Origin of the sequence: Mycobacterium sp. 852002-50816_SCH5313054-b, from assembly GCF_001667185.1 — a bacterium.
Lineage (GTDB): Bacteria > Actinomycetota > Actinomycetes > Mycobacteriales > Mycobacteriaceae > Mycobacterium.
Genome location: NZ_LZIC01000051.1, coordinates 1 through 24,484 on the forward strand (window position 1 = coordinate 1; position 24,484 = coordinate 24,484).

Below are 24,484 nucleotides of genomic sequence, written 5' to 3' on the forward strand. Positions count from 1 at the left end.
ACCCGATCTGCATCCGGGTCAACGATTTTCAGGCCCACTACCTCCCGTCCGGGCAGGCCACCTCGTTCGCCGCCGACGTCGACTACCAGGCCGGTCAGGACCTGGCCGCCAATAGCTGGCGGCATTACCTGCTGGAGGTCAACCACCCGCTGCGGGTCGGCGGCGACCGGGTGTACCTGCAGGGCCACGGCTACGCGCCCACATTCACCGTGACCTTCCCGGACGGGCAGACGCGCGCGTCGACCGTGCAATGGCGACCCGAGAACCCGCAGACCCTGCTCAGCTCGGGCGTGGCGCGGATCGACCCGCCCGCCGGCAGTTATCCCAACGCGGCCGAGCGCCGACAACACGAGATCGCGATCCAGGGCCTGCTGGCACCCACCGAGCAGCTTGACGGGACGCTGCTGTCGTCGCGCTTCCCGGCGCTGAACGCCCCCGCGGTGGCCGTCGACATCTACCGCGGCGACACCGGCCTGGACACCGGGCGGCCCCAGTCGCTGTTCTCGCTGGATCCCCGGCTGATCGAGCAGGGCCGGCTGACCAAAGAGAAGCGGGTCAACCTGCGCGCCGGCCAACAGATCCGGCTCGACCAGGGTCCGGCCGCCGGCACGGTCGTGCGCTTCGACGGGGCCGTGCCGTTCGTCAATCTGCAGGTCTCCCACGACCCGGGCCAGACCTGGGTGCTGGTCTTCGCCGCCACGATGATGGCGGGGCTGGTGGTGTCGCTGCTGGTGCGCCGCCGTCGGGTGTGGGTCAGGCTCACCGCGGCCGGCGGCGAGGCGGCCGGTACGGTGAACGTCGAACTGGGCGGACTGGCGCGCACCGACAACTCCGGGTGGGGCGACGAGTTCGAGCGGTTGACCGGGCAAATATTGGACGGGCTGGGCGAGTCCGCCGCGTCCAGAACGAGTTCTCAGGTGGACGTCACATGAACACCCTGCACGTCAACATCGGGCTGGCGCGCTACTCCGACTGGGCGTTCACCTCGGCGGTGGTGGCCCTGGTGGTCGCCATGCTGCTGCTGGCCTTCGAGCTGGCCTACGCCGGGAGCCGCCGCGTGGACCGGCGCGTCCTGGCCGGCTCGGTCGCCTCCGACAGCGCCGTGCCCGGCATCGTCGAGGACACCGACCAGCGCCCGTTCGACGAGCGCGTCGGGCGGGCCGGGCTGGCGGTGGTCTACCTCGGCATCGGTCTGTTGCTGGCGTGCATCGTGCTGCGCGGCCTGGCGACCTTGCGGGTGCCGTGGGGCAACATGTACGAGTTCATCAACCTGACCTGCTGCTGCGGCCTGGTCGCCGGCGCGATCGTGTTGCGCCGGCCGCAGTACCGCCCGCTGTGGGTGTTCCTGCTGGTGCCGGTGCTGATCCTGCTCACGGTTTCCGGGCGCTGGCTCTACACCAACGCCGCGCCGGTGATGCCCGCGCTGCAGTCCTACTGGCTGCCCATCCACGTCTCGGTGGTCAGCCTGGGTTCCGGGGTGTTCATGGTCGCCGGCATTTCCAGCATCCTGTTCCTGCTGCGCACGTCCCGGCTGAGCGACCCGGAGGCCGAGGGCGCCCTGGCCCGGATGGTGCGGCGCCTGCCCGACGCGCAGACCCTGGACCGCGTCGCCTACCGCACCACGATCTTCGCCTTCCCGGTATTCGGTTTCGGGGTCATCTTCGGTGCCATCTGGGCCGAGGAAGCCTGGGGCAGGTACTGGGGCTGGGACCCCAAGGAGACGGTTTCGTTTATCGCATGGGTGGTATACGCCGCGTATCTGCATGCCAGGTCGACGGCGGGATGGCGGGACAGGAAGGCGGCGTGGATCAACGTCGTGGGTTTCGTCGCCATGGTCTTCAATCTGTTCTTCGTTAACCTGGTCACCGTGGGCCTGCACTCGTATGCGGGCGTGGGATGACAGTGAGCAACCGACCTAAGTAATCACCACAAGGGGGAGTGCAGGTGTCCGACCATCCAACGACGGGCGTGGGGGCGCCCGAGCCGCAGACCACCGAGCTGCCCCCAGCGCAGCAATCCAGCGAACAGTCGGCGGACTCGGGCGAAGCGCCGACCCGCGCCTTTGCCGGATTCCGCACCGAGCGGCGGGTCCCCCCGGCCGAGAGGCGGGAGGCGGCCCCGTCCACCGCGGCGGGACCCGCGCCCGCGCGCGGCGGGATGCCGCCCTGGGATTCCACGCCGGTTACGGGCATCCCCCGCGTCGACCCGACCGCCTACGGCGCCTACTACAACCGGCCGGCCGACGCACCGCCGGCCGAGGCCCAGGCGCCCCCGTACCGCCCCGAGCACCTGCCGCACACGCCCTACCCGGAGCTGTCCACCGGCATGCTGTTGCGGCCGGTCAAGCCGCCTCCCTCGGAGGGCTGGCGCCGGCTGGTCTACGACCTGTCCGGTCACCTGATCAACCTGGGCGAGAGCCCGCGCGCCCTGCGACACAACAACCTGGTGGCCCAGGTCAACCGCCCCCTGCGGGGTTGCTACCGGGTGGCGCTGCTGTCGCTGAAGGGCGGCGTCGGCAAGACCACGGTCACCGCGACGCTGGGGTCGACGTTCGCCGCCGTCCGCGGCGACCGGGTGGTGGCCGTCGACGCCAACCCGGACCGCGGCACGCTGAGCCAGAAGATCCCGCTGGAGACGGCGGCGACGGTGCGTCAGCTGCTACACGACGCCGGAACCATCGAGCGCTACAGCGACGTGCGCCGCTACACCTCGAAGGGCCCGAGCGGGCTGGAGGTGCTGGCGTCGGAAACCGACCCCGCCGTCTCCGAGGCCTTCAGCGCCGACGACTACGCCCGCGTCCTGGACATCCTGGAGCGGTTCTACGGCCTGGTGCTCACCGACTGCGGCCCCGGGCTGCTGCACTCGGTGATGTCGTCGGTGCTGGAGAAGGCCGACGTGTTGCTCGTGGTCGCGTCGGGGTCCATCGACGGCGCGCGCAGCGCCTCGGCGACGCTGGACTGGCTGGACGCGCACGGGCACCAGGAGCTGGTCCGCAACTCGATCGCGGTCATCAACGCGGTACGGCCGCGCACCGGCAAGGTCGACATGAACAAGGTGATCGATCACTTCTCGCGCCGCTGCCGGGCCGTGCGGCTGATCCCGTTCGATCCGCACCTGGAAGAAGGCGCCGAGATCGAGCTGGATCGGTTGCGGCGCGGAACCCGCGAGGCGCTCGCCGAGTTGGCGGCCGTCGTGGCCGATGGGTTCCCCGGCGATCAGCGCAACCCCGGAGTGGCTTAGCGGGGGTGCTAGAGGGGTTTGTCCCGGTGACCTAGCCGCCGCAAAAAGTCCGGATCGTCGTCTGGTCCGATGACGCGCGTCTTGGCCCGGTGGGCCTGTGAGCGCGCGGCGCGCCAGCCAACGTAGATCAGCGTCCCCAGGATCAGGACGAGCAGCAGGTAGAGCACTCAACACCTCCTTGGAGCGAATATACCCGCGCCGTAGGCTCGAGCTGTGTCAGAAGGAGCGAGGGACAACAGCACTGAGGAGCGCACCCGCAATCGTGTAGTCGTCGACGTATCGCTCTACGCGGTGGCGCGGTTGGCGCTCGTCGCCGCGGTGAGCGGCGCGATCTACGCGATCGCGCGGTTGCTGGGGGTCACCCAGTTCCCCGTCGTGGTCGCGGTGTTGTTCGCTCTGATCATCGCGATGCCCTTGGGCATCTGGCTGTTCGGCCCGCTGCGCCGGCGCGCCACCGCCGGGCTGGCGATCAGCGGCGAACGCCGGCGCCGGGAACGCGAACAGCTGCACGCCCGGCTGCGCGGGGAGGCCGTTCCGGATGAAGGACCCGACGAGCCCGAGGCCTAGCTGCGCCGCTTCGGGTGTGCGTCCAGGGCGTTGAGTGTGCGCGCAGGGCGGGAAAATCGCCCAGATCCGTCCGCCAGTTCACGCTCGAAACTCTGCACGCACACTCGAAGCGGTCAGTGCGCGAGCGCCAGCGCGGCCGCCACCGCGACGGCCCACACCACCATCGTCAGCCCGGTGTCACGCAGCACCGGAATCAGGTCGCGCCCGCCGCGCCCGGAGCGCACCGGCGCGAGCGCGCGCAGCGCCAGCGGCGTGGCCACCGATCCCACCGCGCACCACGGCGTCGCCGCCATGAGCACCAGGGTCAGCACCGCGGCCGTTCCCAGCAGCGCCTGATAGAGCACCCGGGTGCGGGCATCGCCCAGCCGCACCGCCAGGGTCATCTTCCGGGACTGCGTGTCGGTGGGGATGTCGCGCAGGTTGTTGGCCACCAGCACCGACGACGACAGCGCGCCGATCGACACGGCCAGCACCAGTCCGACCCAGTCCACCCGCAGCGCCTGGGTGTACTCGGTGCCCAGCACGGCGACCAGGCCGAAGAACACGAACACCGCGGCCTCACCAAAACCCGCGTAGCCGTACGGTTTTGACCCGCCGGTGTACAGCCACGCCCCGGCGATGCAGGCCGCGCCGACGGCGATCAGCCACGGCGCGCTCAGCATCGCCAGCGCCAGCCCGGCCGCCGCGCCCACCGACAGGCTCGTGACGGCCGCGGCCAGCACCGAGCGAGGGGCGGCCAGCCGCGAGCCCACCAGCCGCACCGGCCCGGCGCGCACGTCGTCGGTGCCGCGGATGCCGTCGGAGTAGTCGTTGGCGTAGTTGACCCCGATGATCAGCGCCACCGCGACCACCAGCGCCAGCAGCGCCTTCCACCACACCGCGGATCCCAGCCACGCCGCGGCGCCCGTGCCCGCCACGACGGGTGCCACCGCGTTGGGCAGCGTCCGGGGCCGGGCGCCTTCGACCCACTGCGCGAAACTCGCCACCAAGCCATCCTGCCCCATGCACCACAATGGGCGGATGCTCGGAGTCATCGGCGGCAGCGGCTTCTACACGTTCTTCGACTCGTCCGTCCGCACCATCGACGTCGACACCCCCTACGGCCCGCCCAGCGCGCCCATCACGGTGGGCTCCATCGGCGACCATGAGGTCGCGTTCCTGCCCCGGCACGGCGCGACGCACCAATTCTCGGCGCACACCGTGCCCTACCGGGCGAACATGTGGGCGCTGCGCAAACTCGGCGCGCGGCGGGTCTTCGGCCCGTGCGCGGTCGGCAGCCTGAACCCCGACAATGGCCCGGGCGCGGTGGTGGTGCCCGACCAGTTGGTGGATCGCACCAACGGCCGCGCCGACACCTACTTCGACTCGGGCGCCGTCCACGTCGACTTCGCCGATCCGTACTGCCCGACGCTGCGAGCCGCGGCCACCGGACTGCCCAATGTGGTGGACGGCGGCACCATGGTGGTGATCCAGGGGCCGCGCTTTTCCACCCGGGCCGAAAGCCGGTGGTTCGCCTCGGCCGGGTTCAGCCTGGTCAACATGACCGGCTACCCGGAGGCGGTGCTGGCCCGCGAACTCGAAATATGTTATGCGGCAATCGCTTTGGTGACCGACCTGGACGCCGGGATCGCGGCCGGCGAGGGCGTGAAGGCCGTCGACGTGTTCGCCCAATTCGAAAGGAACATGGGGCTGTTCAAGGAACTGGTGCGCGCGGCAATCCACCGGGTCGCAGTCGAGCACACCTGCAGCCACTGCCAGCCCCACACCGGCGTCACCCTGCCGGTGGAATTGCCATGAGGGTGCTGCTGACCGGTGCGGCCGGCTTCATCGGGTCGCGGGTGGACGCCGCGCTGCGGGCGGCGGGTCATGATGTCGTCGCCGTCGACATCCTGCTGCCCGCCGCGCACGGGCCGAATGCGGTGCTGCCCCAGGGATGCCGACGCGTGGACGTCCGCGATGGCGACGCGTTGGCCCCGCTGCTGGACGGCGTGGACCTGGTCTGTCATCAGGCGGCGATGGTGGGCGCCGGCGTCGACGCCGCCGACGCGCCCGCCTACGGCGGCCACAACGACTTCGCGACCACGGTGTTGCTGGCGCGGATGTTCGCCGCGGGGGTGCGCCGTTTGGTGCTGGCGTCTTCGATGGTGGTCTACGGGCCGGGCCAGTACGCCTGCCCCGAGCATGGACTCGTTGACCCGCCGCCGCGTCGGCGCGCCGATCTCGACGCCGGGATCTTCGAAAACCGCTGTCCGGTCTGCGGACTCGACACGACGTGGCGGCTGGTCAACGAGGATGCCGCCCTGCGCCCGCGCAGCCTGTACGCGGCCAGCAAGACCGCGCAGGAGCATTACGCCCTGGCGTGGGCGGAGGCGACGGGCGGCTCGGTCGTGGCGCTGCGCTACCACAACGTCTACGGCCCCGGAATGCCGCGCGACACCCCGTATTCCGGCGTGGCCGCGATCTTCCGCTCGTCACTGGAAAAGGGCGAGCCACCAAGGGTTTTCGAGGACGGCGGCCAGATGCGCGATTTCGTGCACGTCGACGACGTGGCCGCCGCCAATCTCGCTGCCGCGACCGCGGACGCCGAGGGCTTTTCGGCGTTCAATGTCTGCTCCGGGCGGCCGATCTCGATCCTGGAGGTCGCCACCGCGCTGTGCGACGCCCGGGACGGTTCGGTATCCCCGGTGGTCACCGGGCAGTACCGCAGCGGGGACGTGCGCCACATCGTCGCCGATCCCGCCCGCGCCGGCGAGGCGTTGGACTTCCGGGCGGCCGTCGGTCCGTTGGACGGATTGCGCGAGTTCGCTTACGCGCCTCTGCGTTAACGCGAGTCGTTCGGCGGCCGGAAGATCCGCGGCTTCTGCAGGGGGATCTGCCGGGTCGCGGAGTCGTCCCCCCGGAAGATTCGCGGTGAACCGGCCAGCTGCGGGGCGGCCCCGCCGGTCGGGATGCGCGTCGTCGCCGCCGCCGACGGCGGGGCCGCGTGGCCGACGGGGATGCGCGTCGTCGGCGCGGCCGGGCCCGGGTGGGTGCCGGCGGGGCCGCCACGGGTGTGGGCGGGACGGCGCCGCCGGCGTCGCACCCGCCGCCCGCCGAGCTGCCCGGTGATGACGGCGGCGGTGAGGATGCACAGGGCCAGCACGCACAGCGCGACGTCGAAGGTGCTGGTGATCTGTTGGGCAAGGTTGTTGCCGTACACCGGGTTTGGCGCGGGAGCGTTCGGCGACTCCTCGAAGCGCGGCGCCAGCGCGACGCCCACGACGACGCGGGTGATGCTCAGGGTGGCGACCAGCCCGCACAGCGACGAGATCAGCCGGGCGGAGACCGCGTCATTGCCGAGGTTGATCCGCAGCCACACCGCCAGCAAGGCCGTGGTCAGGTCGAACGCGGCCAGCACAATGCTGTCGTAGCGGGAGAAGGGGTAGTTCAGGGCCACGCCGACGGCGAGGTCGGTGATCCGCATGACCATCGAACCCACACACCAGACGATGATGAGCAGCAAGCCGTTTCGGGCCGCCGCGCGCCACGCGTTCTCCTCCGTTGCCGAGTGGTTCCGCCGGGCCAGCAGGGCGGGCGGTGCGAAAATCGCGGCGGCCGCCGCCCACGCCAGGTAGCCCTCGAACCCGACCCCCGCCGTCGACGTGTTCTGCGCGATGCCATGGAACGCGTCGATGTCGCGGCCCGCCGGAACGATCCACACGAGGATCCCGGCGACCAGCGTCGACACACCAAGCGCCACCGTCGCCAGCCGCGAGGCCCTGGTGCTGCGCAGCAGCCACCTCGACCCGACCACGACGGCGATCAACGCCACCACGCCGTAGACCACCGCCGTCGCGATGACCGCGATGTTCTGCTTGCCGAAATCCGAACCGCCCGCGCTCTGCAGCGCGTATCGCACCCGCCAGAACAGGTTGAAGCCAAAGCTCAGCGCGGCGCCCACCATCGAGGCGTAGCCGATGATCCGCACGGGCCCGCCATTGTCACCCCCGTCATCCGCCGCCCGGACCACCGGTCGCGCGCTCAGCAGGGCGCCGGCGATGCCCAACCAGGCCCCGGGTCCGACGCCGCCCGGCACGTTCACGCTGCCGCCGAAGCGGACCGTCTCGAACACATCGAAGGCGACGAAGCCGAGGACCAGCAGCGCGTAGGGGGCGTTGAGCGCCAGCCGAAGCCGCCCGGCCAGCGCGGCGTTGAATTTCGCGCTGGAGGATCTCCAGGAGCCGGCCAGGGCGATCGAAAGGAGGGCCAGCAGGGTCACGACGAACAGCACCGCCAGCAGCGTCTTGTTGCTGCCCGGGATTCCCATCCCGAAGTACAGGTTCCACGGCAACAGCAGCGCCACGACGAGCAAGGCGGCCGCGGTCAGGTCGCCGGCGATGTTCCGCCGCCGCGTGGGCGCCTGGACAGCAGCGGTCGCGGGCGTGCGGGGGCCCGGGGGCGGCGGCCCCTGCCCGCGGATGGGGCCGGTAGGGGCGTCGTCGCTGGTCTGACTCACGGTTCCCCCCGGGTGTCGAGGACGGCCACTGGCGGCGCAACTTTGGTTGCGAGGCGGGGGAACCCCCTGCCACGTCGACCACGTTGCTTACTTGGAAACATAATCTCCGTTCGGGCCGCGCGGCAGGACTGAGAATGTGGGCCCCCGGCGCGGTTTGCCAAGCCGGGACGCTCACAGGCAACGTTATAGCCCGAATGACTGTTACTGCCGACGGTATCGAAGTGTAATGATGCCGGGGACATGCTGGTTGTGGGGTAACCGGCCGAAGGAGAGCGGGTATGGACGTCGTTTTGGGGGTGGCCGTCACCGGTCCCCGTGCCCGCCTGGCGCTCGTCGGGTCGGGGGGAAGCGGCGCGGCCCTGATCGACGAGTACGCCGTCGACCTCTTTGACAACCCGATCGAAAAGTTGACCGAAACCGTTGTCGGCACGAATCGGTTGCTGGCCAACGAAAACCACCGACTGCTCGCAACTCGGCTGTGCTGGTCGGATCCGCGCCGGGTCGACGAGTTGCGCCGCGCCTTGGAGGATTCCGGCGTCCAGAATGTCGCGGTGCTGTCGGAGTCGCAGGCCACCGGCGCGCTGTCCGTCCCGGGGACCGCCACCGCAACCATGCAGGCCCAGGCCGCCGACGACCCGACCCTCGTGCTGGCCCGCGGCGCGGCCCTGGCGGCCGGGCTCGCCGGCGACGCGACGGCGATGGCCCCCGCGGTCGGACTCGACGGGGGCGCGACGGCGATGGCCCCCGCGGTCCCGGGAGCGTACGCGGCCGGCCAGGTGGGACCCGACTTGGCGTACTCGATGGCCGGGGAGTCCGACCTGCTTCCGATGGAGTGGCTGACCGAGCCCGAGGACGACGACGCCGAAACCGGTCCGGTGGGGCTCACCTCACGACGGCTGGGGGCGATGGACGCGGTGCTTGGCATCGCGGTCGCCGGTTCCGTTGCCCGCTTGGCGCTGGTGGGGCCGGTCGGTGGCGGTTATGCGGCGATCAAGCACCTGGTGGTGGAGCTGCCCGTCCCGCCGTTCGAAACGTTGATCCAGACGGTGGCCGGCTTTCAGCAGTCGCTGGCCGACGAGGGCCGCCACCTGGTGGCGACCCGGCTGTACTCGCCGGATCCCGCCCAGGCCGAAGCGCTTCGCCAGGCGTTGGCCGACTTCGGGGTTCCCGACGTCGGCCTGGTTTCCCAGCCGGAGGCAATCACGTCGCTGCTGCGGACCGTCTTCCGCGGCGCCGCGCTGCCCGGCGCCGTTGCGCTCGTGGTCACCGCCGAGGCGGCGACGTTGGTGGCGCTGGGGGCCGCGGACGCGCTGGCGAGCGTCGTGGCCACGGCGGCGCTGCAGGGCGTGGACGCCGCCACCGCGACCGTCGACATGGTGCTGGAGTGGCTGCGCTCCGCGCCCTTCGCGGTCGACGCCGCCTATGTGCTGGGGACGGTGGAAGACCTGACCAGGCTGGCCGAGGAGCTTCGCGCCCGATCGCCGCTGCGGGTCGAGGTGTTGGAGCGTCCCGACTTCGCGTTCGCGCGCGGTGCGGCGCTGGCGGCCGGGTTGGCCCCCACGACGCCCCAACCCCCGATCACGGCGGGATTGTCCACCGCGATGGCCCCCGCGGTCGGCCTCGGCGGGGCCGCGGCGGCGATGGCCCCCGCCGGCGACGAGACCGCGTTCGCGCCCGCGCCCGAGCCGGCCGCCGCCGATCAGCAGCTGGCGTACTCGCTGACCGACCAGGACCAGCCGCTCGGCGTGGACGAGTACGGCGACGAGGACTTCGACGACGATCCCGAAACCACCGCGACGGGTCGCGCGCCGCTGAGCCGGCGGTCGCTGGTGCTCGGCAATGCCGTCATCGCCTTCGCCGTCATCGGATTGGCGACGCTGGCCGCCGCGGTGGCCATCGCCGTTCGTCCGACCGCGAGTGCGCAGCCGGTGATCGGGCACCAAAACGCGGCCCCGGGCAAATTCATGCCGTTGTTGCCGACGCAGCAGCAGGCCCCCGTGCCGGCGCCGCCGCCCGACGCGCCCTGGTCAGGGTTCCAGGGCGGCGTCGTTCCGGACGCCAACGGCTACATTCCGCCGCAGCTGGCATCCCCCGGTGGTGCGCCGGCGCCCGTTCCCGCTTTCGTGCCGAACCCGGATCCTGGTGTGCCCATGCCGGTCATCGTTCCCTACCCGGGCTGGCGGCCCCCGTACTACCCGTACCCGAATGGCCCGACGACCACGACGCCGACGACGACCACCACCACGGTGACGACGACTACGACGACTACGACGGGGACGCCGTCGACCACCACGACACCACCGACGACGACAACGACCGAGCCGACGACGACCACGCAGCCGACGACGACGACCCAGCCGACGACGACCACGCAGCCGCCGTCGACCAGCACGCAGCCGACGACGACGCAGGCCCCGAAGGTGACGACCACCGTCCCGACGACCGTCGCGCCGAAGCCGACGACCGCCGCGCCGACGACCGCCGCGCCGAAGCCGGTGCAGCCGCAGCCCACGCAGACGGTGGCCCCGAAGCCCGTGACTCCGCAGCAGACGGTGGCCCCGAAGCCCGTCACCCCGCAGCTGCCGGCGACGCCTCTCCCCACCCATCACTGATCGCGGCCAGCGCATGCCCGACGACGCGGTCACGGTGGTGCTGCCCTGTCTCAACGAAGAGGAATCGCTTCCGGCGGTGCTGGCGGCGATGCCGGCCGGTTATCGGGCGCTGGTGGTGGACAACAACAGCACCGACGAAACCGCCGCGGTGGCAACCCGGCACGGCGCACAGGTGGTCGCCGAACCACGGCCCGGCTACGGGTCGGCGGTGCATGCCGGCGTCGTGGCCGCGACCACCCCGATCGTGGCGGTCATCGACGCCGACGGCTCGATGGATCCTGGTGAGCTGCCCCGGCTGGTGGACGCGCTCGACCTGGGCGCCGACCTGGTGATCGGCCGGCGCCGCCCGGTGCCCGGCCTGCACTGGCCGTGGGTCGCCCGGGTCGGGACCGTCGTGATGAGCTGGCGGCTGCGCACGCGCCATCGTCTGCCGGTGCACGACATCGCGCCGATGCGGGTCGCTCGCCGGGAGGCGCTGCTGAATCTCGGTGTCGCCGACCGGCGTTCGGGCTATCCGCTGGAACTGCTGGTCCGGGCGGCGGCCGCCGGCTGGCGCGTGGTCGAGCTGGACGTCAGCTACGGCCCGCGCACGGGCGGCAAGTCGAAGGTCAGCGGCTCGCTGCGGGGCAGCGTCACCGCGATCCTGGACTTCTGGAAGGTGATTTCGTGAGTGCCCTGCCGGTGACTGTGCTGGTGGTCGCCAAGGCGCCGGAGCCCGGCCGGGCCAAGACGCGGCTCGCGGCGACGGTCGGGGACCGGGTCGCCGCCGACATCGCCGCCGCCGCGCTGCTGGACACGTTGGACGCGGTGGCCGCCGCACCGGTGGCGTCGCGGGTGGTGGCCCTGACCGGCGATCTGGGCGCCGCGGCCCGCGCCGCCGAGCTTCGGCAACGGCTCGAGTCCTTCGCCGTGATCCCGCAGCGCGGCAACGACTTTGCCGACCGGCTCGCCAACGCCCACGCCGACTCGGCCGAGGGGTATCCCGTCTTGCAAATCGGGATGGATACCCCGCAGGTCACCGCCGAGCTGTTGGCCGACTGCGCGCGTCTGCTGCTGGACGCGCCGGCGATCCTCGGCCTGGCCCGCGACGGCGGCTGGTGGGCGCTCGGGGTGGCGGCGCCGCCGATGGCCGAATGCCTGCGCGGCGTGCCGATGTCTCGGTCCGACACCGGTGAGCTTACGTTGAAGGCGCTGCGCGACAACGGCATTGGCGTGACCGAAGTGCAGCGCCTGGCCGACGTCGACCTCGTCGACGACGTCGCCGTGGTCCGCGACGCATGCCGCCCCACAAGCCGCTTCGCGCTGGTCACCCGCGCGGCGGGGCTCTGAGCGTTCGCCGAGCCTGTAAATCTGCAGACAAAGTGCGGGTGAGGGCCTGCAGAATTACAGCCTCGCCGAAACCATGCGCGCACACTCGATCACCAGTTGGTGACGATGACGGTGTTCACCAGCAGGGCGCCAATGGCGTTGACCGCCAGCCACAACCGGTGTGAGCGGATCGGCAGCAGCGCCGGCGCCGCGGTGAGCCAGACGGTGAACGGCAGCCAGATCCGTTCGACCTCGGCCTTGCTCAGCATGCTCAGGTCGGCGAACACGATGGCGGCCAGCATGGCCAGCAGCACCAGATGGAAGCCGGAACGGCGTCGGATGGCGGCCCGGTCGAACAGCCGGCTGATCCCGGCGACGCCGCCCAGCCCGATCGCGCACACCACGCACGCCAGGTTGGCCCAGCTCCAGTACTGAAACGGCCGGTCCTTGGCGATGCCCTGCCAATAGCGCTGCTGCACAAGGGTATAGCCGTCAAACCAGTAGAACCCCGCCACGGCGAACGCCACCGCCACCGCCAGCGAGGTCAGCGCGGCGGGGCCCAGCGCGCGCAGCACCGCGCGCCAATCGGACGCCGAGACCAGGACGGCCAACGCCGGCAGGCCCAGCAGCGCCAGGCCGTAGCTGAGGAAAACGCTCCAGCCCAACAGCAGGCCGGCCGCCGCCGCGAGCAGCGCGGGGAATCGGACGCGGCGGTGTACCGCCACGGCCAACAGCGCCAGCCCCCAGGCCGCGACCCCGGCGAAGTATCCGTCGGCCGATACAGCGACCCAGATCGCCGTCGGGGCGACCGCGACGAAGGGTGCGGCCCGGCGCGCCGTCCGCTCGTCGGCGAGCGCGCGCACGCCGATCACCACGGCCGCAGCCGCACTGGAACCCACCAGCAGGCACAGCAGCCCCGCCCAGGCTCCGCCGTGCAGCCCGATCCGGTCCAGCCACACGAACGTCAGGAGCGCGCCCGGCGGATGCCCCGAGACGTGGGTGGTCCACGAGTTCGGCTGGAAGTCCACGATGCGGCTCGAGAACGTGCGGACGGTTGCCGGTATGTCGGTGATGCTCGGCACCTGCGACAGGTACTCGTCGCGGGTGGTCAACCGCCCGGCGAAACCGCGTTGCCAGCCGTCGATCATCGCCAGCGCGAACGCCCACCCGCAGGCGGTGGCCCAGGTCCCCAGCGTCAGAGTCCGCCACGAAAGCTGTTGCGCCACAGTGGGTCCCCACACGACCGCGGCCACGGCGATCAGAATCGCCGGGCCGGTACCCCAGCTGGCGTGGAGCTCCCACGCCCCGAAGATCGGCGAGGCCCCGGTGTGCGTGCCGAACCGCTCCTGGCCCACGTCCAGCCGCGGCCGCACGCCCCAGTGCAGGCGCGGCAGGATGAACGCCGCCGCCACCAGGACGACCCCGACCGCGACGGCTGCCCACTCCCGTCGCGCGACCCTCACGATCGACCAGCCTATTGATCGCCCGCGCCCGCGAAGCGGCGCACCAGCGCGACCCGGTCCACCTTGCCGATGCCGCGGCGCGGCAGCGCCTCGACGACGTGCAGCTCGCGTGGCGCGGCGGTGGCGTCCAACGTGCCCGCCAGGTGGGTGCGCAGCGCCTGCAGCGTCGGCGCGTCGCTGCCGTCGCGCACCACGATCACGGCGACCACCCGCTGCCCCAGCCGGTCGTCGGGCAGGCCGAACACCGCGCAGTCGCCGACCGCGGGATGGGTGCACAGCGCGGCCTCGACCGGCTGCGGCAGCACGGTCAGCCCGCCGGTGCTGATCGCGTCGTCGGCCCGGCCCAGCACGGTGAGCGCCCCGGCCTCGTCGAGGGCGCCCAGGTCGTCGGTGCGGAACCAGCCCGGCTCGGCGAACGGGTCGGGGTCGACCGGGTTGCGGTAGCCCTTGGCCAGCGTCGCGCCGCCGATGACGATGCGCCCGTCGGAGGACACGCGCACCAGCACCCCGTCCAGCGGGACACCGTCGTACACGCAGCCGCCGGCGGTCTCGCTCATGCCGTAGGTGCGGACCACCGCGACGCCCGACGCCGCGGCGGCGTCCAGAATCGGCCGGGGCGCCGGCCCGCCGCCGAGCAGCACGCCGTCCAGTTCGGCGAGCGCGGCCGCGGCCGCCGGGTCGGCCAGCGCCTTGGCCAGCTGCGCGGCGACCAGCGACGTGTAGCGCCGGCCGGGGCCCAATTGCCTTACCGCGCGGGGCAATTCGCTGGCATCGAAGCCGGCCGAGACGTCCAGCTCGACGGGCGCCGAGCCCGCCAGCACGCTGCGCACCAGCACCTGCAGCCCGGCGATGTGGTGGGGCGGCAGGGCCAGCAGCCAGGCGCCGGGGCCACCGAGGCGCTCGTGGGTGGCCGCCGCGCCGGCGGTCAGCGCCGCCGCGGTCAGCAGCGCACCCTTGGGCGCGCCGGTGGTTCCCGACGTCGCCACCACCAGGGCCACGTCATCGTCGATCGCCTCGCCGACCCGCAGGGCGCGCGGCGTGCCGTCGTCGTCGGGGGCCACCGCCACCAGCGCGGGCTCACGGCCGTCCAGCACACCTTCCAGGGCGGGCAACAGCACCGCGGCGGCGGAACCCGGTGGGACGCCCAGCGCACGCAGGACGGCTATGCCGGATCCTGGGCGTCGCGGGGCTCGTCGAACGGCCAGCCGTGGGTGGCCAACCGCGCCCGCACCCGCTCCACGTCCTCGTCCGACGGCAGGTCGTCGGTGACCTTGCTGATCGCCACACCGATGTCGATCTCGTCGAAATCGCCGCGGTCCATGAGTTCATGCGCCACAGCGATGACCTCGTCGTGGCCCAACCGGCGGGTCAGCAGGGCCAGCACCGGAAAGGTGTCGGTGGGCGGGATGCCCTCCGGGTATCCCGCGCGCAGCCACGAGACGATCGAATTCAGGAATCCGTTCACTTAGCTATCCCTCCGCGCGGGGGCTCGGCTGGGTGGACGATTCGATGCTACTTGTGGGGTGGCTTGGCCCCGAGGAAAGGCTGCCCGATCTGGTGCGCGACGAAGTCGCGCGAGATGTACAGCAGGGCGAAAGCGATCACCGCGACCACCACCGCGTAGATCACCCAGGCGATCGCCAGCAGCGCGGGATTCTTGTGCGGTGAGCCGCCGTCGATGCTGACCTGTCCGCCGCCGATGGCGTGCAACCGCAGCCCGAGGGCGAACACCCCCGGTAGCGCGGCGCCGGCCAGCATGCTGAAGAGCAGGATCTTCAGGGAGGCCTGGTAGTTGAACCAGTCGCCGAAGTGGCTCATGAGGGGTTCCCTGCGCTCACCGTGTCGTCGTCCGAGCCGGACCGGGGCGAGGCCCCGGTGCCGACCTTGGGCTTGGTATCGGAGGGCGGCTGTTCGTCCGCGCCCTCCAGGCCGGCGGTGAGGCTGCCCTCCCATTCGGCGTTGACGTTGTTGTGGTCGACCTTGACCCGCCGCGAGCGGATGTAGATGACCGCGGACACGGCGACCAGCAGCCCGAAGCCGATGATCGCGCCGGGGTATCCGCCGATGAGGTGCACGGTCCAGTAGGTGAGCGCGCCGACCAGACCCGCCAACGGGAGCGTGATCAGCCATGCGGTGACCATCCGGCCGGCCACGCCCCAGCGCACCTCGCCGCCTGGTTTGCCCAGCCCGCTGCCCAGCACCGAACCGGTGCAGACCTGCGTCGTCGACAGCGCGTAGCCGAAGTGAGTCGACAGCAGAATGACTGCGGCCGAAGACGATTCGGCGGCCATGCCTTGGGGCGACTTGATCTCGACCAGACCCTTGCCCAGGGTGCGGATGATGCGCCAGCCGCCCAGGTAGGTGCCCGCCGCCATCGCCAGGGCACAACAGACGATCACCCACAGCGGCGGCGCCGACTCGGTCTTGCTGACCGCGCCGTAGGACATCAGCGCCAGGAAGATGATGCCCATCGTCTTCTGCGCGTCGCCGGTGCCGTGCGCCAGGGAGACCAGCGACGCCGAGCCCCACTGGCCGTACCGGAACCCGGCCTCGGTGCGCTTGGTCGGGATGCCGCGGGTGATCCGGTAGACCAGCCAGGTTGCGATGGCCCCGACCGCGATGGCCAGGATCGCGGCGATGACGGCCGGGATGAGGACCTTGGACACCAGGCCCTTCCAGATCACCCCGTGTGAGCCGACGGCGGCGAGCGTGGCGCCGACGATGCCGCCGATCAGCGCGTGCGACGAGCTCGAGGGGATGCCGAGGAGCCAGGTCAGCAGGTTCCAGACGATGCCGCCGACCAAGCCGGCAAACACCAATTCCAGCGTCACGATGTGCCCGTCGATGAGGCCCTTGGCGATGGTGGCCGCGACGGCGGTCGACATGAACGCGCCCACCAGGTTCAGCACCGCCGACAGCGCGACGGCCGCCTTGGGCGCCAGCGCGCCGCTGGCAATGGACGTTGCCATCGCGTTGCCGGTGTCGTGGAAGCCGTTAGTGAAATCGAAAGCGAGTGCAGTGATTACGACAATGATGAGGAGGAACAAATCGATGTTCACAGCGCCTGATTCTCGTAGTAGGGGGCTTAAATTGTCGAACGGAGAAAGAGCCGAAACGCAGGTGTACCTCGACTTGCCGTCAGATGTTAGCCGTTCGTTAACCCGGCGTTCCCTCAATCACCGCGGGTGTCGCGGCGCAGCGGATGATCCCCTGGAACCTCGATGAAAATCAGCGTGATGCCGTCCGGATCGGTGACGTGCATCTCGTGCAGGCCCCACGGTTCGCGGCGCGCCTCGCGGGCGATCGGGACCCCCCGGCCCTGCAGCTCGGCCTGGGTCGCGGCGACGTCGCGGACCTGCAGCCACAGTGCACCCGGAAAGGGCCCCCGGGAATGGTCCGGGGACCCGTAACCGGCCAGCTCCAGCAAAGACTGCCCCGCGAAAAACACGGTGCCCGCGCCGTATTCGCGGGCTATCGCCAGCCCGATCTCGTCGCGGTAGAAGCTCAGCGACCGCTGATAGTCCGCCGGCCGGAGCAGCATCCGGCTGGCCAGGATCTCCATAGCGTCGTGTCTATCACGCGCAGCGGCTGCGCAGGGTCGCCACACCCGGGCCGGCGAGGTCGTCGCAGGCCGCGGCCCGCCCGGTCGTGGCGAGTAACAGCGACAGCAGCGGGCCCTCGACCGCTTCGCCCTGCCCGTGCTGCCAGTCCTGGTCCGTGGCGCGCAGCGCCAGACCGGCGATGCGGTTCTTGGAGCCGATGAGCATGTTGGAGCCCTTGTAGAAGTCGATCGCCTGGCGGACGGCGTCGGGCGGGTAGGCGTGCGGGATACCCAGCGGGCGCCGTACGTCGGCACCGTGCACCACCACCTCGCCCAGCCACGAGGTTTTCGGGCCCGGCGGCGCGGATGTCGAGTTCTGCAACCCCCGGAACTCGGCCAGGGTGGCCCCGGTGTCGGCGCCGCGGTGCTTGGCGATCTGGCCGTTGGCGAAACGGTCGAAGTTGAACCCGGCCTTGGCCATGTTGAGGAAGAAGGTGGCCGGGTTCAGCGAGGCGGTTGCCGACAGGTGCGCGACGATGTCGCGCACCGTCCAGCCCGCGCACAGCGACGGCGTCTCCCATTGCGCCGGCGTCAGGCCGGCGAGGTCGGTGGCCAGCGCGCCGCGCTCGGCCGCGATGGTGTCCCAGAGATCAGGCTTCATGGTTGGGCTGGATGCTCTGCCGTTGCATAAGGGTATTAACCCAGCGCGGGCCGAACGTGTCCAGAGCCTTGGCCGCGATCGCCATCCGGGGCGCGATCCGCACCGGCCGGGTGCGCGCCGCGGTGACCATCCACTCGGCGGCCTCCTGCGACGTCAGCGCGGGCATCCCGGCGTAGGCCTTCGTGGGCGCGATCATCGGCGTGGCCACCAGCGGGTAGTACAGCGTCGTGGAGTGCACGCCCTTGCGGCCCCACTCGGTTTCGATGACCCGGCTCACCGTCGACAGCGCGGCCTTCGACGCGTTGTAGACCGAGAACAGCGGCGATGCCTCCGACAGCACGCCCCACGTCGAGACGTTGATGATGTGGCCGTCGCCGCGCTCGAGCATCCCGGGCGCCAGCCCGCGGATCAGCCGCAGCGGCGCGTAATAGTTGAGCACCATGGTCCGCTCGACGTCGTGCCAGCGTTCCAGCGAGTCGGCCAGCGGCCGGCGGATGGACCGGCCGGCGTTGTTGACCAGGATGTCGATGCCGCCGAGGCGCTTTTCGACGTCGGCCACCAGCGCGTCGACGGCGTCCATGTCCGAGATGTCGCACGGGATGGAGATGGCGGCGCCGCCGGCCTTGGCGATCCGGTCCGCCAGGGAGTCGAGCAGGTCCTGGCGGCGGGCGACGACGACCACCGTCGCGCCCTCGCGGGCCAGCTGTTCGGCGCCCGCCTCGCCGATGCCCGACGACGCCCCGGTCAGCAGGATCCGCTTGCCGTCGAGGTCGACCGGTTTGATCGCGGGCCGGTTGACCAGGATTTGCGGCGCGGCGGGCGGTCGCATGGTCGCCAGCACGAGCTGGTCTCTGATCCTGCCGAGGGGACTCTTGCTCACGTGGGGAGTCTAGGCGGGCGCCCGAAGCCGCCTCAGAAGTAGCGCGGGAAGGGGCTCCAGTCCGGCGGCCTCTTCTGCAGGAAGGCGTCGCGGCCCTCCACGGCCTCGTCGGTCATGTACGCCAGCCGGGTGGCCTCCCCGGCGAACAGCTGCTGGCCCACCAGCCCATCGTCGAGCAGATTGAACGCGAACTTCAGCATGCGCTGCGCCTGAGGGGATTTCGCGTTGATCTCGGCCGCCCACTGCACGCCGACCCGCTCCAGGTCCGCGTGCGCCACGACCTCGTTGACCGCGCCCATCTGGTGCATCTGCTCGGCGGTGTACTCCCGGCCCAAAAAGAAGATCTCGCGGGCGAACTTCTGGCCCACCTGCCGGGCCAAATACGCGCTGCCGTAACCGCCGTCGAAGCTGCCGACGTCGGCGTCGGTCTGCTTGAAGCGCGCGTGCTCAAGGCTGGCCAGGGTCAGATCGCACACCACGTGCAGGCTGTGGCCACCGCCGGCGGCCCAGCCGTTGACCAAACAGATCACCACCTTGGGCATGAACCGGATCAGCCGCTGCACCTCGAGGATGTGCAGGCGCCCGGCGCGCGCGGCATCGACGGTGTCCGCGGTGTCTCCGCTGGCGTATTGATAGCCGGACCGGCCGCGGATGCGCTGATCGCCGCCGGAGCAAAACGCCCAGCCGCCGTCCTTGGGCGAGGGGCCGTTGCCGGTCAGCAGCACCACACCCACGTCGGGCGACATCCGGGCGTGGTCGAGCGCCCGGTACAGCTCGTCGACGGTGTGCGGCCGAAACGCATTGCGCACCTCGGGACGGTTGAACGCCACCCGCACGGTGGCGTCGTCGACGTGGCGGTGGTAGGTGATGTCGGTCAGGTCGCCGAATCCGTCGACGGGCCGCCAGGCCTGCGCATCAAAGGGGTTGGCACTCAAGGCTGTCGAACTCCGTCCTTGCTGATGGTGAGGTCGCCGCAGCTGATCGTCTGTGCGGAGACCACCACGGGGTCCTGCGCGGAGGTGGCCGTCAGCGTGTCGGACTGTCCGATGGTAGCCAGCGCGCCGTTGAGGTCGATCTCGGTGCGGCGCACCGTCCACTGGCCGTCCTGGTTCGAGGCCCGCAACCCGACGAGGTGACGGCCGGGCATCGGCGGGCCCAGGTTGCCGCAGCCGATGCCGGTGCCGTTCTCGCGCAAGTCCTGCAGGTCGAACAGGAACGGGGAGCCCTGGTTGTCGGAGACCGTCTGCAGCCGGCAGTCGGCGAACACGTACAGGTGCGCGCCGCGGCCGTCGCTGACGATGACCTGGTGCTGCCCGTCCTGCTGGGCATCGATTGCCAAGGCGGTCAAGGGGATTGGGCTGGCCGACGGCACCTCCACGCCGGAGTTGGCGCCGCTCGCCGTCGTGATCCCGACGATCCGAGCGGTGCGGCCCGAGCCGTCGCGAAACGTCCCGACCCACAACGTGTCCGGCTGGCCGTCCCAGTCCAGATCGCTGACCTTGCGCTGGGCCGCGCCGGCCGGGGGAGGCGCGCCGCCGGGCGCGCAGCCCGTCGTGGCCGACGACCGCGGTGCGAGCACGCCCAGGGAGGCGGCCACGAGCAGGGTCACCACCAGCACCGCGCGCCCCATCGCGGCTACACCGGGTCCAGTCGGAACACGGCGCAGTGGCCGGCCAGGGCTTCGAATTCCTCGGGCCGGCCGTCGATGACCAATCCGGCGCGCTTCATGAAGCCGACGCCGGTGGGCACCTCGGTGGGGAAGACACGCAGAATCGGCCGCGCGTCCTCGGGTGACAGTTCCACCATCCGCACCGTGTCGACGTGGCGGCCGCGGGCGACGGTCGCCTGCCCGGCGGCGCGCGCGTTGGCCACCCAGTCGGCACCGGGAAACCCGGCGACGACGAACTGTTTCCCGTCGACGGTCATCGGGGTCACCGGCGTTGAGCGGTCGCGTCCGGACCTGCGCCCCTTGACCGTCAGCGCCACGGGGCTCTCGCCGCCGAAACTCATTCCGAGCCGGGACATCTGGATGAAGACCTTGTTCGCCGGCTTCAGCCACCACGGCGGCCGGACGGTTTTGGCACTGCCCACGGCAGCGACGTTACCTGTGAAAGGGCTCCGCACCATGCGGCTGGGGTTCGGTTGTACCGATGGCGTTCAGCCGTTCCAGCGCTTCGGCATCGAGGGTGACGTCCGCCGCGCCCAGGTTTTCCTCGAGGTGCCCGACGGATCGCGTCCCCGGAATCAGCAGCGTGTTCGGCGCGTGCGCCAGCAGCCACGCCAGGCCCACCTGGGCGCCCGTGACGCCGAGTGCGCCCGCGATCTCGGCCACCACCGGCTGGTCGGCGACCTTCGGAAAGCCCGGGAACGACGAGCCCAGCGGGAAGTAGGGCACCCATGCGACGCCCTCGGCGGCGCACAGGTCCAGGGTGGTTTCCTGCGAGCGTTCCAGCACGCTGTAGGCGTTCTGCACGCAGACGATCCCCGCGGGCAACGCCCGCCGCACCACGTCAACCGGCACGGCGCTGATGCCGATGGCGCCGATCTTGCCCTCGTCGCGCAGCGCGATCATCTCGGCGAGCTGGTCGTCGACGTCGACGGCCTGGTCGCCCTCGGCGGCTACACCGGGCCCGAGGTCCATGCGCCGCAGGTTGACCACCGGAATGCGGTCCAGGCCGAGCTGGCGCAGATCGTCTTCGACCGCGGCGCGCAGCTCCGCGGGCTTCTGTGCGGCGGCCAGGGGGATGGGTTCGGTGCCGGTGTAGCGCGCACCGACCTTGCTGACGATGACGAGCTCGTCCGGGTAGGGCGCCAGCGCCGCCCGGATTCGGCGGTTGACCTCGCCGGGGCCGTAGAACGACGCGGTGTCGATGTGGTCGACGCCGAGCTCGATCGCGCGCCGCAGCACGCCGACCGCGTCCTCGGGTGTGGCCTCGAACAGCTGCATCGCGCCGTAGCCGATGCGCGCGACGGTGGGAAAGGTTCTCATGGCGCTCCCGTCTGACACACTGGAAGGAATGCGGAGGACCCTCCGCTTGTACGCAGCCTAGCAGAAACGGAGGGGCCTCCGCTTTGGCCCAGCCCGGCCGGTCCGACGCGCGCCGCAACCGCGAGAAGCTGCTGGCGGTCGCTACCGCGGCGTTCGCCGGCGCGCAGGGGCGACCGGTGTCGCTGGAGTCGATCGCGCGCGACGCCGGCGTCGGGATCGGCACGCTCTACCGCCATTTCCCCAACCGGGAGGCCCTCGTCGAGGCGATCTACCGCGCCGAGCTCGCCGAAGTGGCCGCGGCGGCCGAACAGCTGCTCAACCGGCATCCGCCCAGGGCCGCCCTGCGGCGCTGGATGGATCGTTACGCAAGCTTCGTGGCCGCCAAACGCGAGATGGCCGAGTCGCTACACGCGATCTTCGACTCCGGTGCGATGGAGCCCAGCCAGACGCGCGACAGCATCGTCGGCGCCGTCGAGATGCTGCTGCGGGCCGGGGCCCGCGACGGCAGTTTGCACCCCGGCGTGCAGGCCGACGACGTGGTGTCCAGCCTGATCGGCATCTTCCTGGTCAGCGGTTCGCCGGAGCAGACGTGCCGCATGCTGGACCTCTTGGTGGCCGGCGTGTCTCGCTAACCGGGGTTGGCCTAGCGACAAGTCGGTACTAGCCGCCTCCGTCGCCGCCGTGACCACCGTTGCCGTTGCCGACGTTGCCCAAGATGGCTCCGCCCCCGCCTCCCCCGCCGATGCCGGCGTTGCCGCCGCTGCCGCCCGGGCCGACGCCGATGCCGCCGGGGTTGCCTGCGGTGCCACCGGAGCCGCCGCCGTAGTATGCGCCATTGCCCGAGATCTGATAGTTGGCACCGCCGCCGTCCCCGCCGCTGCCACCGAAACCGTCGGTGCCCCCGCCGCCACCACCACCGCCGCCGCCGGAGGCAACGACCGATGTGGTCACCGAGCCGCCACCGGCGGAGCCGCCGTTGCCGCCGTTACCGCCGTCGAGGATGCCGCCGCCGCTGCCGCCGGTGCCCCCGGTGATGCCGGGGCCGGTGGCTCCGACGCTGGCGGCCACGCCACCGCCCCCGCCACCGCCGGGACCGCCAGCGGGGCCGACGTGGCTGCCGCCAGAGCCGCCGTCGCCGCCGATGCCGTCGGCGTAAGCAGTCAAGGAACCCGGATTGATCCCGACCTCACCACCGCCGCCGCCTTTGCCGCCCTCACCGCCGTGGCCGCTGGTGCTGTGGCCGCCGGCACCGCCGCCGCCACCGCCGCCGCCGGCCAGGGTGCCTTGCGTGACGTTGGTGAGCACACCGCCACCGCCGGCGCCGCCGTTCCCGCCGTTCCCGCCGTTGCCGCCGATGCTGTTGCCGCCGCTGCCGCCGGAGCCTCCGTTGCCGCCGACGTCACCACTGAGGCCGAAGAGGCCGCCGCCGCCGCCGTTGCCGCCGTTGCCGCCGTTGCCATCGACGCCGGCGATCGCGCCGGCGCCGCCCGCGCTGCCACCCAGGCCGGCGTTGCCGCCGTTGCCGCCGTTCCCGCCGGCGCCGCCAAGAAGCGGAGAACCGCCCTGGCCGCCTTGGCCGCCGTCGCCGCCGGCGCCGCCATCGCCGTTGGCGCCCGCATGACCGCCGAACAAGCCCGACAATCCCTGCGCCTGGCCCCCGACCCCACCCGTACCGCCGTTGCCGCCGTGACCAGCGTTAGTGGCGCTTCCGGCGAGCGCACCAGAGATGCCGGCAGCGCCCCCACCGCCTAGCCCACCCACACCGCCGATACCACCCGCACCGCCGCTGCCCCAGATCAGCCCGCCATTGCCGCCTGCCCCGCCGGCTCCGCCGCTGCCACCCGTGCCGCCGTTGGTGTGGCTGGCTGTCGAGCCCAGTGCGCCGGTGACTCCGGTTCCGCCGGCCCCGCCGTGGCCACCGCTGCCGAAGAGCCAGGCGTTGCCGCCCCGACCGCCGGGCTGCCCGGGTGCGCCGGACCCGCCGTCACCGCCCGGCCCGAACAACAGCCCGCCCGGCCCACCGGGCTGCCCGGTCCCCGGCGCACCGTTGACGCCCTTGCCGATCAACGGCGTCCCCAACAACAGCTCCGTGGGCGCATTGATCACCCCGCGCACGTCTTGCCACGCGGTCTCCAGCGGCGAGACGTTCGCCGCCTCGGTGGCCGCATAGGCACCCCCGCCGGCGTCGAGCGTCCGCACGAACTGGTCGTGGAACGCGGTCGCCCGAGCGCTGAGCGCCTGAAACGCCTGTCCGTGCGCGGCGAACAGCGACGCCACCGCCGCCGACACTTCGTCTTCGGCGGCCGCGAGCAGGCCTGTGGTCGGGCCCGCCGCCGCTGCGTTCGCGGAGCTGATGGTTGAACCGATGCCGGCCAGGTCTGTTGCTGCCGCCGCTATGTACTCGGGAACTGCGAGAATGAACGACACGTGCTGATCCTTCGAACTAGTAGCCGTGATGGTTGGGAGTGCGACCGCGATCGGTAGATCGTCGGCCGGTCGGACAGCTCGTTTCGATGTGCCGGCTCCTGGTCTGCGGTGGGGTCGTCGGTTGGCGGAATGAGACGCGTCCGGGCGGTGTCGCGGCTACAGTGAGAGCCGCATCATGTCCGGATGTGCGGCTGCTGTGGCCGCGGCGGTCCGCCCGGGGCGCGCGTGTGTAGTGTGCGCCGGCGGGGAGGCGCGGTTGATGGGCAATTGGGCCCATCTTTCTGGCAACCGCTACAGACGG

At 71.5% G+C, this 24,484-nt stretch carries 26 protein-coding genes; 10 read left to right on the forward strand and 16 right to left on the reverse strand.

Annotation, left to right across the window (positions count from 1 at the left end):
* The 3 genes from A5787_RS10635 to A5787_RS10645 all read left to right on the forward strand — a co-directional run.
* Positions 1-932: cytochrome c biogenesis protein ResB (locus A5787_RS10635; RefSeq protein WP_197507074.1), on the forward strand; the 932-nt coding region annotated here is incomplete at its 5' end.
* Positions 929-1,900 (forward strand): c-type cytochrome biogenesis protein CcsB, encoded by a 972-nt coding sequence (ccsB, locus tag A5787_RS10640; protein ID WP_066965729.1) that lies wholly within the window; start codon positions 929-931, stop codon positions 1,898-1,900. The genes A5787_RS10635 and ccsB, both read left to right, overlap by 4 nt.
* 44 nt (positions 1,901-1,944) lie before the next feature.
* Entirely contained in the window at positions 1,945-3,240 is a 1,296-nt protein-coding gene (locus tag A5787_RS10645; protein ID WP_066965859.1) for a MinD/ParA family protein, read from the forward strand.
* 8 nt (positions 3,241-3,248) lie between these two features.
* Here the strand turns inward: A5787_RS10645 and A5787_RS27295 are convergent, their stop codons facing one another.
* A complete protein-coding gene (locus A5787_RS27295; RefSeq protein WP_156763882.1) occupies positions 3,249-3,407 on the reverse strand; it encodes a hypothetical protein in 159 nt (52 codons plus the stop codon).
* A gap of 46 nt (positions 3,408-3,453) precedes the next feature.
* On the opposite strand from A5787_RS27295, the gene A5787_RS10650 reads away from it, so the two are divergent.
* On the forward strand, positions 3,454-3,807 hold the full coding sequence (locus A5787_RS10650; protein ID WP_066965731.1) for a DUF4229 domain-containing protein: 354 nt from the start codon (positions 3,454-3,456) through the stop codon (positions 3,805-3,807).
* Positions 3,808-3,920: 113 nt separating this feature from the next.
* On the opposite strand, the gene A5787_RS10655 is transcribed toward A5787_RS10650, so the two are convergent.
* Complete coding sequence (locus A5787_RS10655) at positions 3,921-4,793, reverse strand: 1,4-dihydroxy-2-naphthoate polyprenyltransferase (RefSeq protein ID WP_066965862.1); 873 nt, start codon at positions 4,791-4,793, stop codon at positions 3,921-3,923.
* A 34-nt stretch (positions 4,794-4,827) separates the two neighbouring features.
* Between A5787_RS10655 and A5787_RS10660 the strand changes: the two genes are divergently transcribed.
* Positions 4,828-5,604 carry an S-methyl-5'-thioadenosine phosphorylase gene (locus A5787_RS10660; RefSeq protein ID WP_231993924.1) on the forward strand — a complete coding sequence of 259 codons (777 nt, stop codon included), beginning with the start codon at positions 4,828-4,830 and terminating at the stop codon, positions 5,602-5,604.
* Positions 5,601-6,632, forward strand: a complete 1,032-nt coding sequence (locus tag A5787_RS10665) for an NAD(P)-dependent oxidoreductase (RefSeq protein ID WP_066965737.1) — start codon at positions 5,601-5,603, stop codon at positions 6,630-6,632. The genes A5787_RS10660 and A5787_RS10665 overlap by 4 nt, the downstream gene beginning before the upstream one ends.
* Here the strand turns inward: A5787_RS10665 and A5787_RS10670 are convergent.
* Positions 6,629-8,302 (reverse strand): hypothetical protein, encoded by a 1,674-nt coding sequence (locus A5787_RS10670; protein WP_066965741.1) that lies wholly within the window; start codon positions 8,300-8,302, stop codon positions 6,629-6,631. The genes A5787_RS10665 and A5787_RS10670 overlap by 4 nt on opposite strands.
* 278 nt (positions 8,303-8,580) lie before the next feature.
* On the opposite strand from A5787_RS10670, the gene A5787_RS27695 reads away from it, so the two are divergent.
* From A5787_RS27695 to A5787_RS10685, 3 genes are read left to right on the forward strand one after another with little or no spacing between them, the layout of a single operon-like run.
* The gene (locus tag A5787_RS27695) at positions 8,581-10,914 is read left to right on the forward strand and encodes a hypothetical protein (protein WP_066965743.1); all 2,334 of its coding nucleotides are present in this window, start codon (positions 8,581-8,583) and stop codon (positions 10,912-10,914) included.
* A 13-nt stretch (positions 10,915-10,927) separates the two neighbouring features.
* Positions 10,928-11,584 carry a glycosyltransferase family 2 protein gene (locus tag A5787_RS10680; protein WP_066965745.1) on the forward strand — a complete coding sequence of 219 codons (657 nt, stop codon included), beginning with the start codon at positions 10,928-10,930 and terminating at the stop codon, positions 11,582-11,584.
* Positions 11,581-12,243, forward strand: a complete 663-nt coding sequence (locus tag A5787_RS10685) for a DUF2064 domain-containing protein (RefSeq protein WP_066965747.1) — start codon at positions 11,581-11,583, stop codon at positions 12,241-12,243. Before A5787_RS10680 ends, A5787_RS10685 begins: the two co-directional genes overlap by 4 nt.
* 89 nt (positions 12,244-12,332) lie before the next feature.
* On the opposite strand, the gene A5787_RS10690 is transcribed toward A5787_RS10685, so the two are convergent.
* From A5787_RS10690 to A5787_RS10745, 12 genes are all read right to left on the reverse strand, one after another.
* Positions 12,333-13,685, reverse strand: coding sequence for a hypothetical protein (locus A5787_RS10690; RefSeq protein ID WP_066965751.1), 1,353 nt, complete (start codon positions 13,683-13,685; stop codon positions 12,333-12,335).
* 11 nt (positions 13,686-13,696) lie between these two features.
* Positions 13,697-14,779 (reverse strand): o-succinylbenzoate--CoA ligase, encoded by a 1,083-nt coding sequence (menE, locus tag A5787_RS10695; protein ID WP_231993926.1) that lies wholly within the window; start codon positions 14,777-14,779, stop codon positions 13,697-13,699.
* A gap of 68 nt (positions 14,780-14,847) precedes the next feature.
* The gene (locus tag A5787_RS10700; protein ID WP_066965757.1) at positions 14,848-15,150 is read right to left on the reverse strand and encodes a DUF3349 domain-containing protein; all 303 of its coding nucleotides are present in this window, start codon (positions 15,148-15,150) and stop codon (positions 14,848-14,850) included.
* Positions 15,151-15,197: 47 nt separating this feature from the next.
* Positions 15,198-15,503, reverse strand: coding sequence for a hypothetical protein (locus A5787_RS10705; protein WP_066965760.1), 306 nt, complete (start codon positions 15,501-15,503; stop codon positions 15,198-15,200).
* A complete protein-coding gene (locus tag A5787_RS10710) occupies positions 15,500-16,744 on the reverse strand; it encodes an inorganic phosphate transporter (protein WP_066965763.1) in 1,245 nt (414 codons plus the stop codon). Before A5787_RS10710 ends, A5787_RS10705 begins: the two co-directional genes overlap by 4 nt.
* Positions 16,745-16,857: 113 nt before the next feature.
* The gene (locus A5787_RS10715) at positions 16,858-17,247 is read right to left on the reverse strand and encodes a VOC family protein (protein WP_066965766.1); all 390 of its coding nucleotides are present in this window, start codon (positions 17,245-17,247) and stop codon (positions 16,858-16,860) included.
* 13 nt (positions 17,248-17,260) lie between these two features.
* The gene (locus tag A5787_RS10720) at positions 17,261-17,887 is read right to left on the reverse strand and encodes a maleylpyruvate isomerase family mycothiol-dependent enzyme (protein WP_066965769.1); all 627 of its coding nucleotides are present in this window, start codon (positions 17,885-17,887) and stop codon (positions 17,261-17,263) included.
* Complete coding sequence (locus tag A5787_RS10725) at positions 17,877-18,767, reverse strand: SDR family oxidoreductase (RefSeq protein ID WP_066965773.1); 891 nt, start codon at positions 18,765-18,767, stop codon at positions 17,877-17,879. Before A5787_RS10725 ends, A5787_RS10720 begins: the two co-directional genes overlap by 11 nt.
* A gap of 32 nt (positions 18,768-18,799) precedes the next feature.
* A complete protein-coding gene (locus A5787_RS10730) occupies positions 18,800-19,702 on the reverse strand; it encodes a 1,4-dihydroxy-2-naphthoyl-CoA synthase (RefSeq protein WP_066965776.1) in 903 nt (300 codons plus the stop codon).
* Positions 19,699-20,397 carry a hypothetical protein gene (locus tag A5787_RS10735; RefSeq protein WP_066965779.1) on the reverse strand — a complete coding sequence of 233 codons (699 nt, stop codon included), beginning with the start codon at positions 20,395-20,397 and terminating at the stop codon, positions 19,699-19,701. The genes A5787_RS10730 and A5787_RS10735 overlap by 4 nt, the downstream gene beginning before the upstream one ends.
* A gap of 5 nt (positions 20,398-20,402) precedes the next feature.
* Positions 20,403-20,894: a nitroreductase family deazaflavin-dependent oxidoreductase gene (locus A5787_RS10740; protein WP_369829104.1), complete on the reverse strand. Its 492-nt coding sequence runs from the start codon at positions 20,892-20,894 to the stop codon at positions 20,403-20,405.
* A complete protein-coding gene (locus A5787_RS10745) occupies positions 20,869-21,756 on the reverse strand; it encodes an aldo/keto reductase (protein WP_066965785.1) in 888 nt (295 codons plus the stop codon). The genes A5787_RS10740 and A5787_RS10745 overlap by 26 nt, the downstream gene beginning before the upstream one ends.
* Positions 21,757-21,839: 83 nt before the next feature.
* Between A5787_RS10745 and A5787_RS10750 the strand changes: the two genes are divergently transcribed.
* Complete coding sequence (locus tag A5787_RS10750; RefSeq protein ID WP_066965788.1) at positions 21,840-22,388, forward strand: TetR/AcrR family transcriptional regulator; 549 nt, start codon at positions 21,840-21,842, stop codon at positions 22,386-22,388.
* 28 nt (positions 22,389-22,416) lie between these two features.
* On the opposite strand, the gene A5787_RS28605 is transcribed toward A5787_RS10750, so the two are convergent.
* The gene (locus A5787_RS28605; protein ID WP_066965793.1) at positions 22,417-24,183 is read right to left on the reverse strand and encodes a PE family protein; all 1,767 of its coding nucleotides are present in this window, start codon (positions 24,181-24,183) and stop codon (positions 22,417-22,419) included.
* Positions 24,184-24,484: the final 301 nt, after the last annotated feature.

Bases quoted from the DNA above. Each gene is read 5' to 3' on its own strand.
- ccsB (WP_066965729.1), top strand. From the start codon at position 929: ATGAACACCCTGCACGTCAACATCGGGCTGGCGCGCTACTCCGACTGG.
- A5787_RS10660 (WP_231993924.1), top strand. From the start codon at position 4,828: ATGCTCGGAGTCATCGGCGGCAGCGGCTTCTACACGTTCTTCGACTCG.
- A5787_RS10665 (WP_066965737.1), top strand. From the start codon at position 5,601: ATGAGGGTGCTGCTGACCGGTGCGGCCGGCTTCATCGGGTCGCGGGTG.
- A5787_RS27695 (WP_066965743.1), top strand. From the start codon at position 8,581: ATGGACGTCGTTTTGGGGGTGGCCGTCACCGGTCCCCGTGCCCGCCTG.
- A5787_RS10680 (WP_066965745.1), top strand. From the start codon at position 10,928: ATGCCCGACGACGCGGTCACGGTGGTGCTGCCCTGTCTCAACGAAGAG.
- A5787_RS10705 (WP_066965760.1), bottom strand. From the start codon at position 15,503: ATGAGCCACTTCGGCGACTGGTTCAACTACCAGGCCTCCCTGAAGATC.
- A5787_RS10715 (WP_066965766.1), bottom strand. From the start codon at position 17,247: ATGGAGATCCTGGCCAGCCGGATGCTGCTCCGGCCGGCGGACTATCAG.
- A5787_RS10720 (WP_066965769.1), bottom strand. From the start codon at position 17,887: ATGAAGCCTGATCTCTGGGACACCATCGCGGCCGAGCGCGGCGCGCTG.
- A5787_RS10735 (WP_066965779.1), bottom strand. From the start codon at position 20,397: ATGGGGCGCGCGGTGCTGGTGGTGACCCTGCTCGTGGCCGCCTCCCTG.
- A5787_RS10740 (WP_369829104.1), bottom strand. From the start codon at position 20,894: ATGGTGCGGAGCCCTTTCACAGGTAACGTCGCTGCCGTGGGCAGTGCC.
- A5787_RS10745 (WP_066965785.1), bottom strand. From the start codon at position 21,756: ATGAGAACCTTTCCCACCGTCGCGCGCATCGGCTACGGCGCGATGCAG.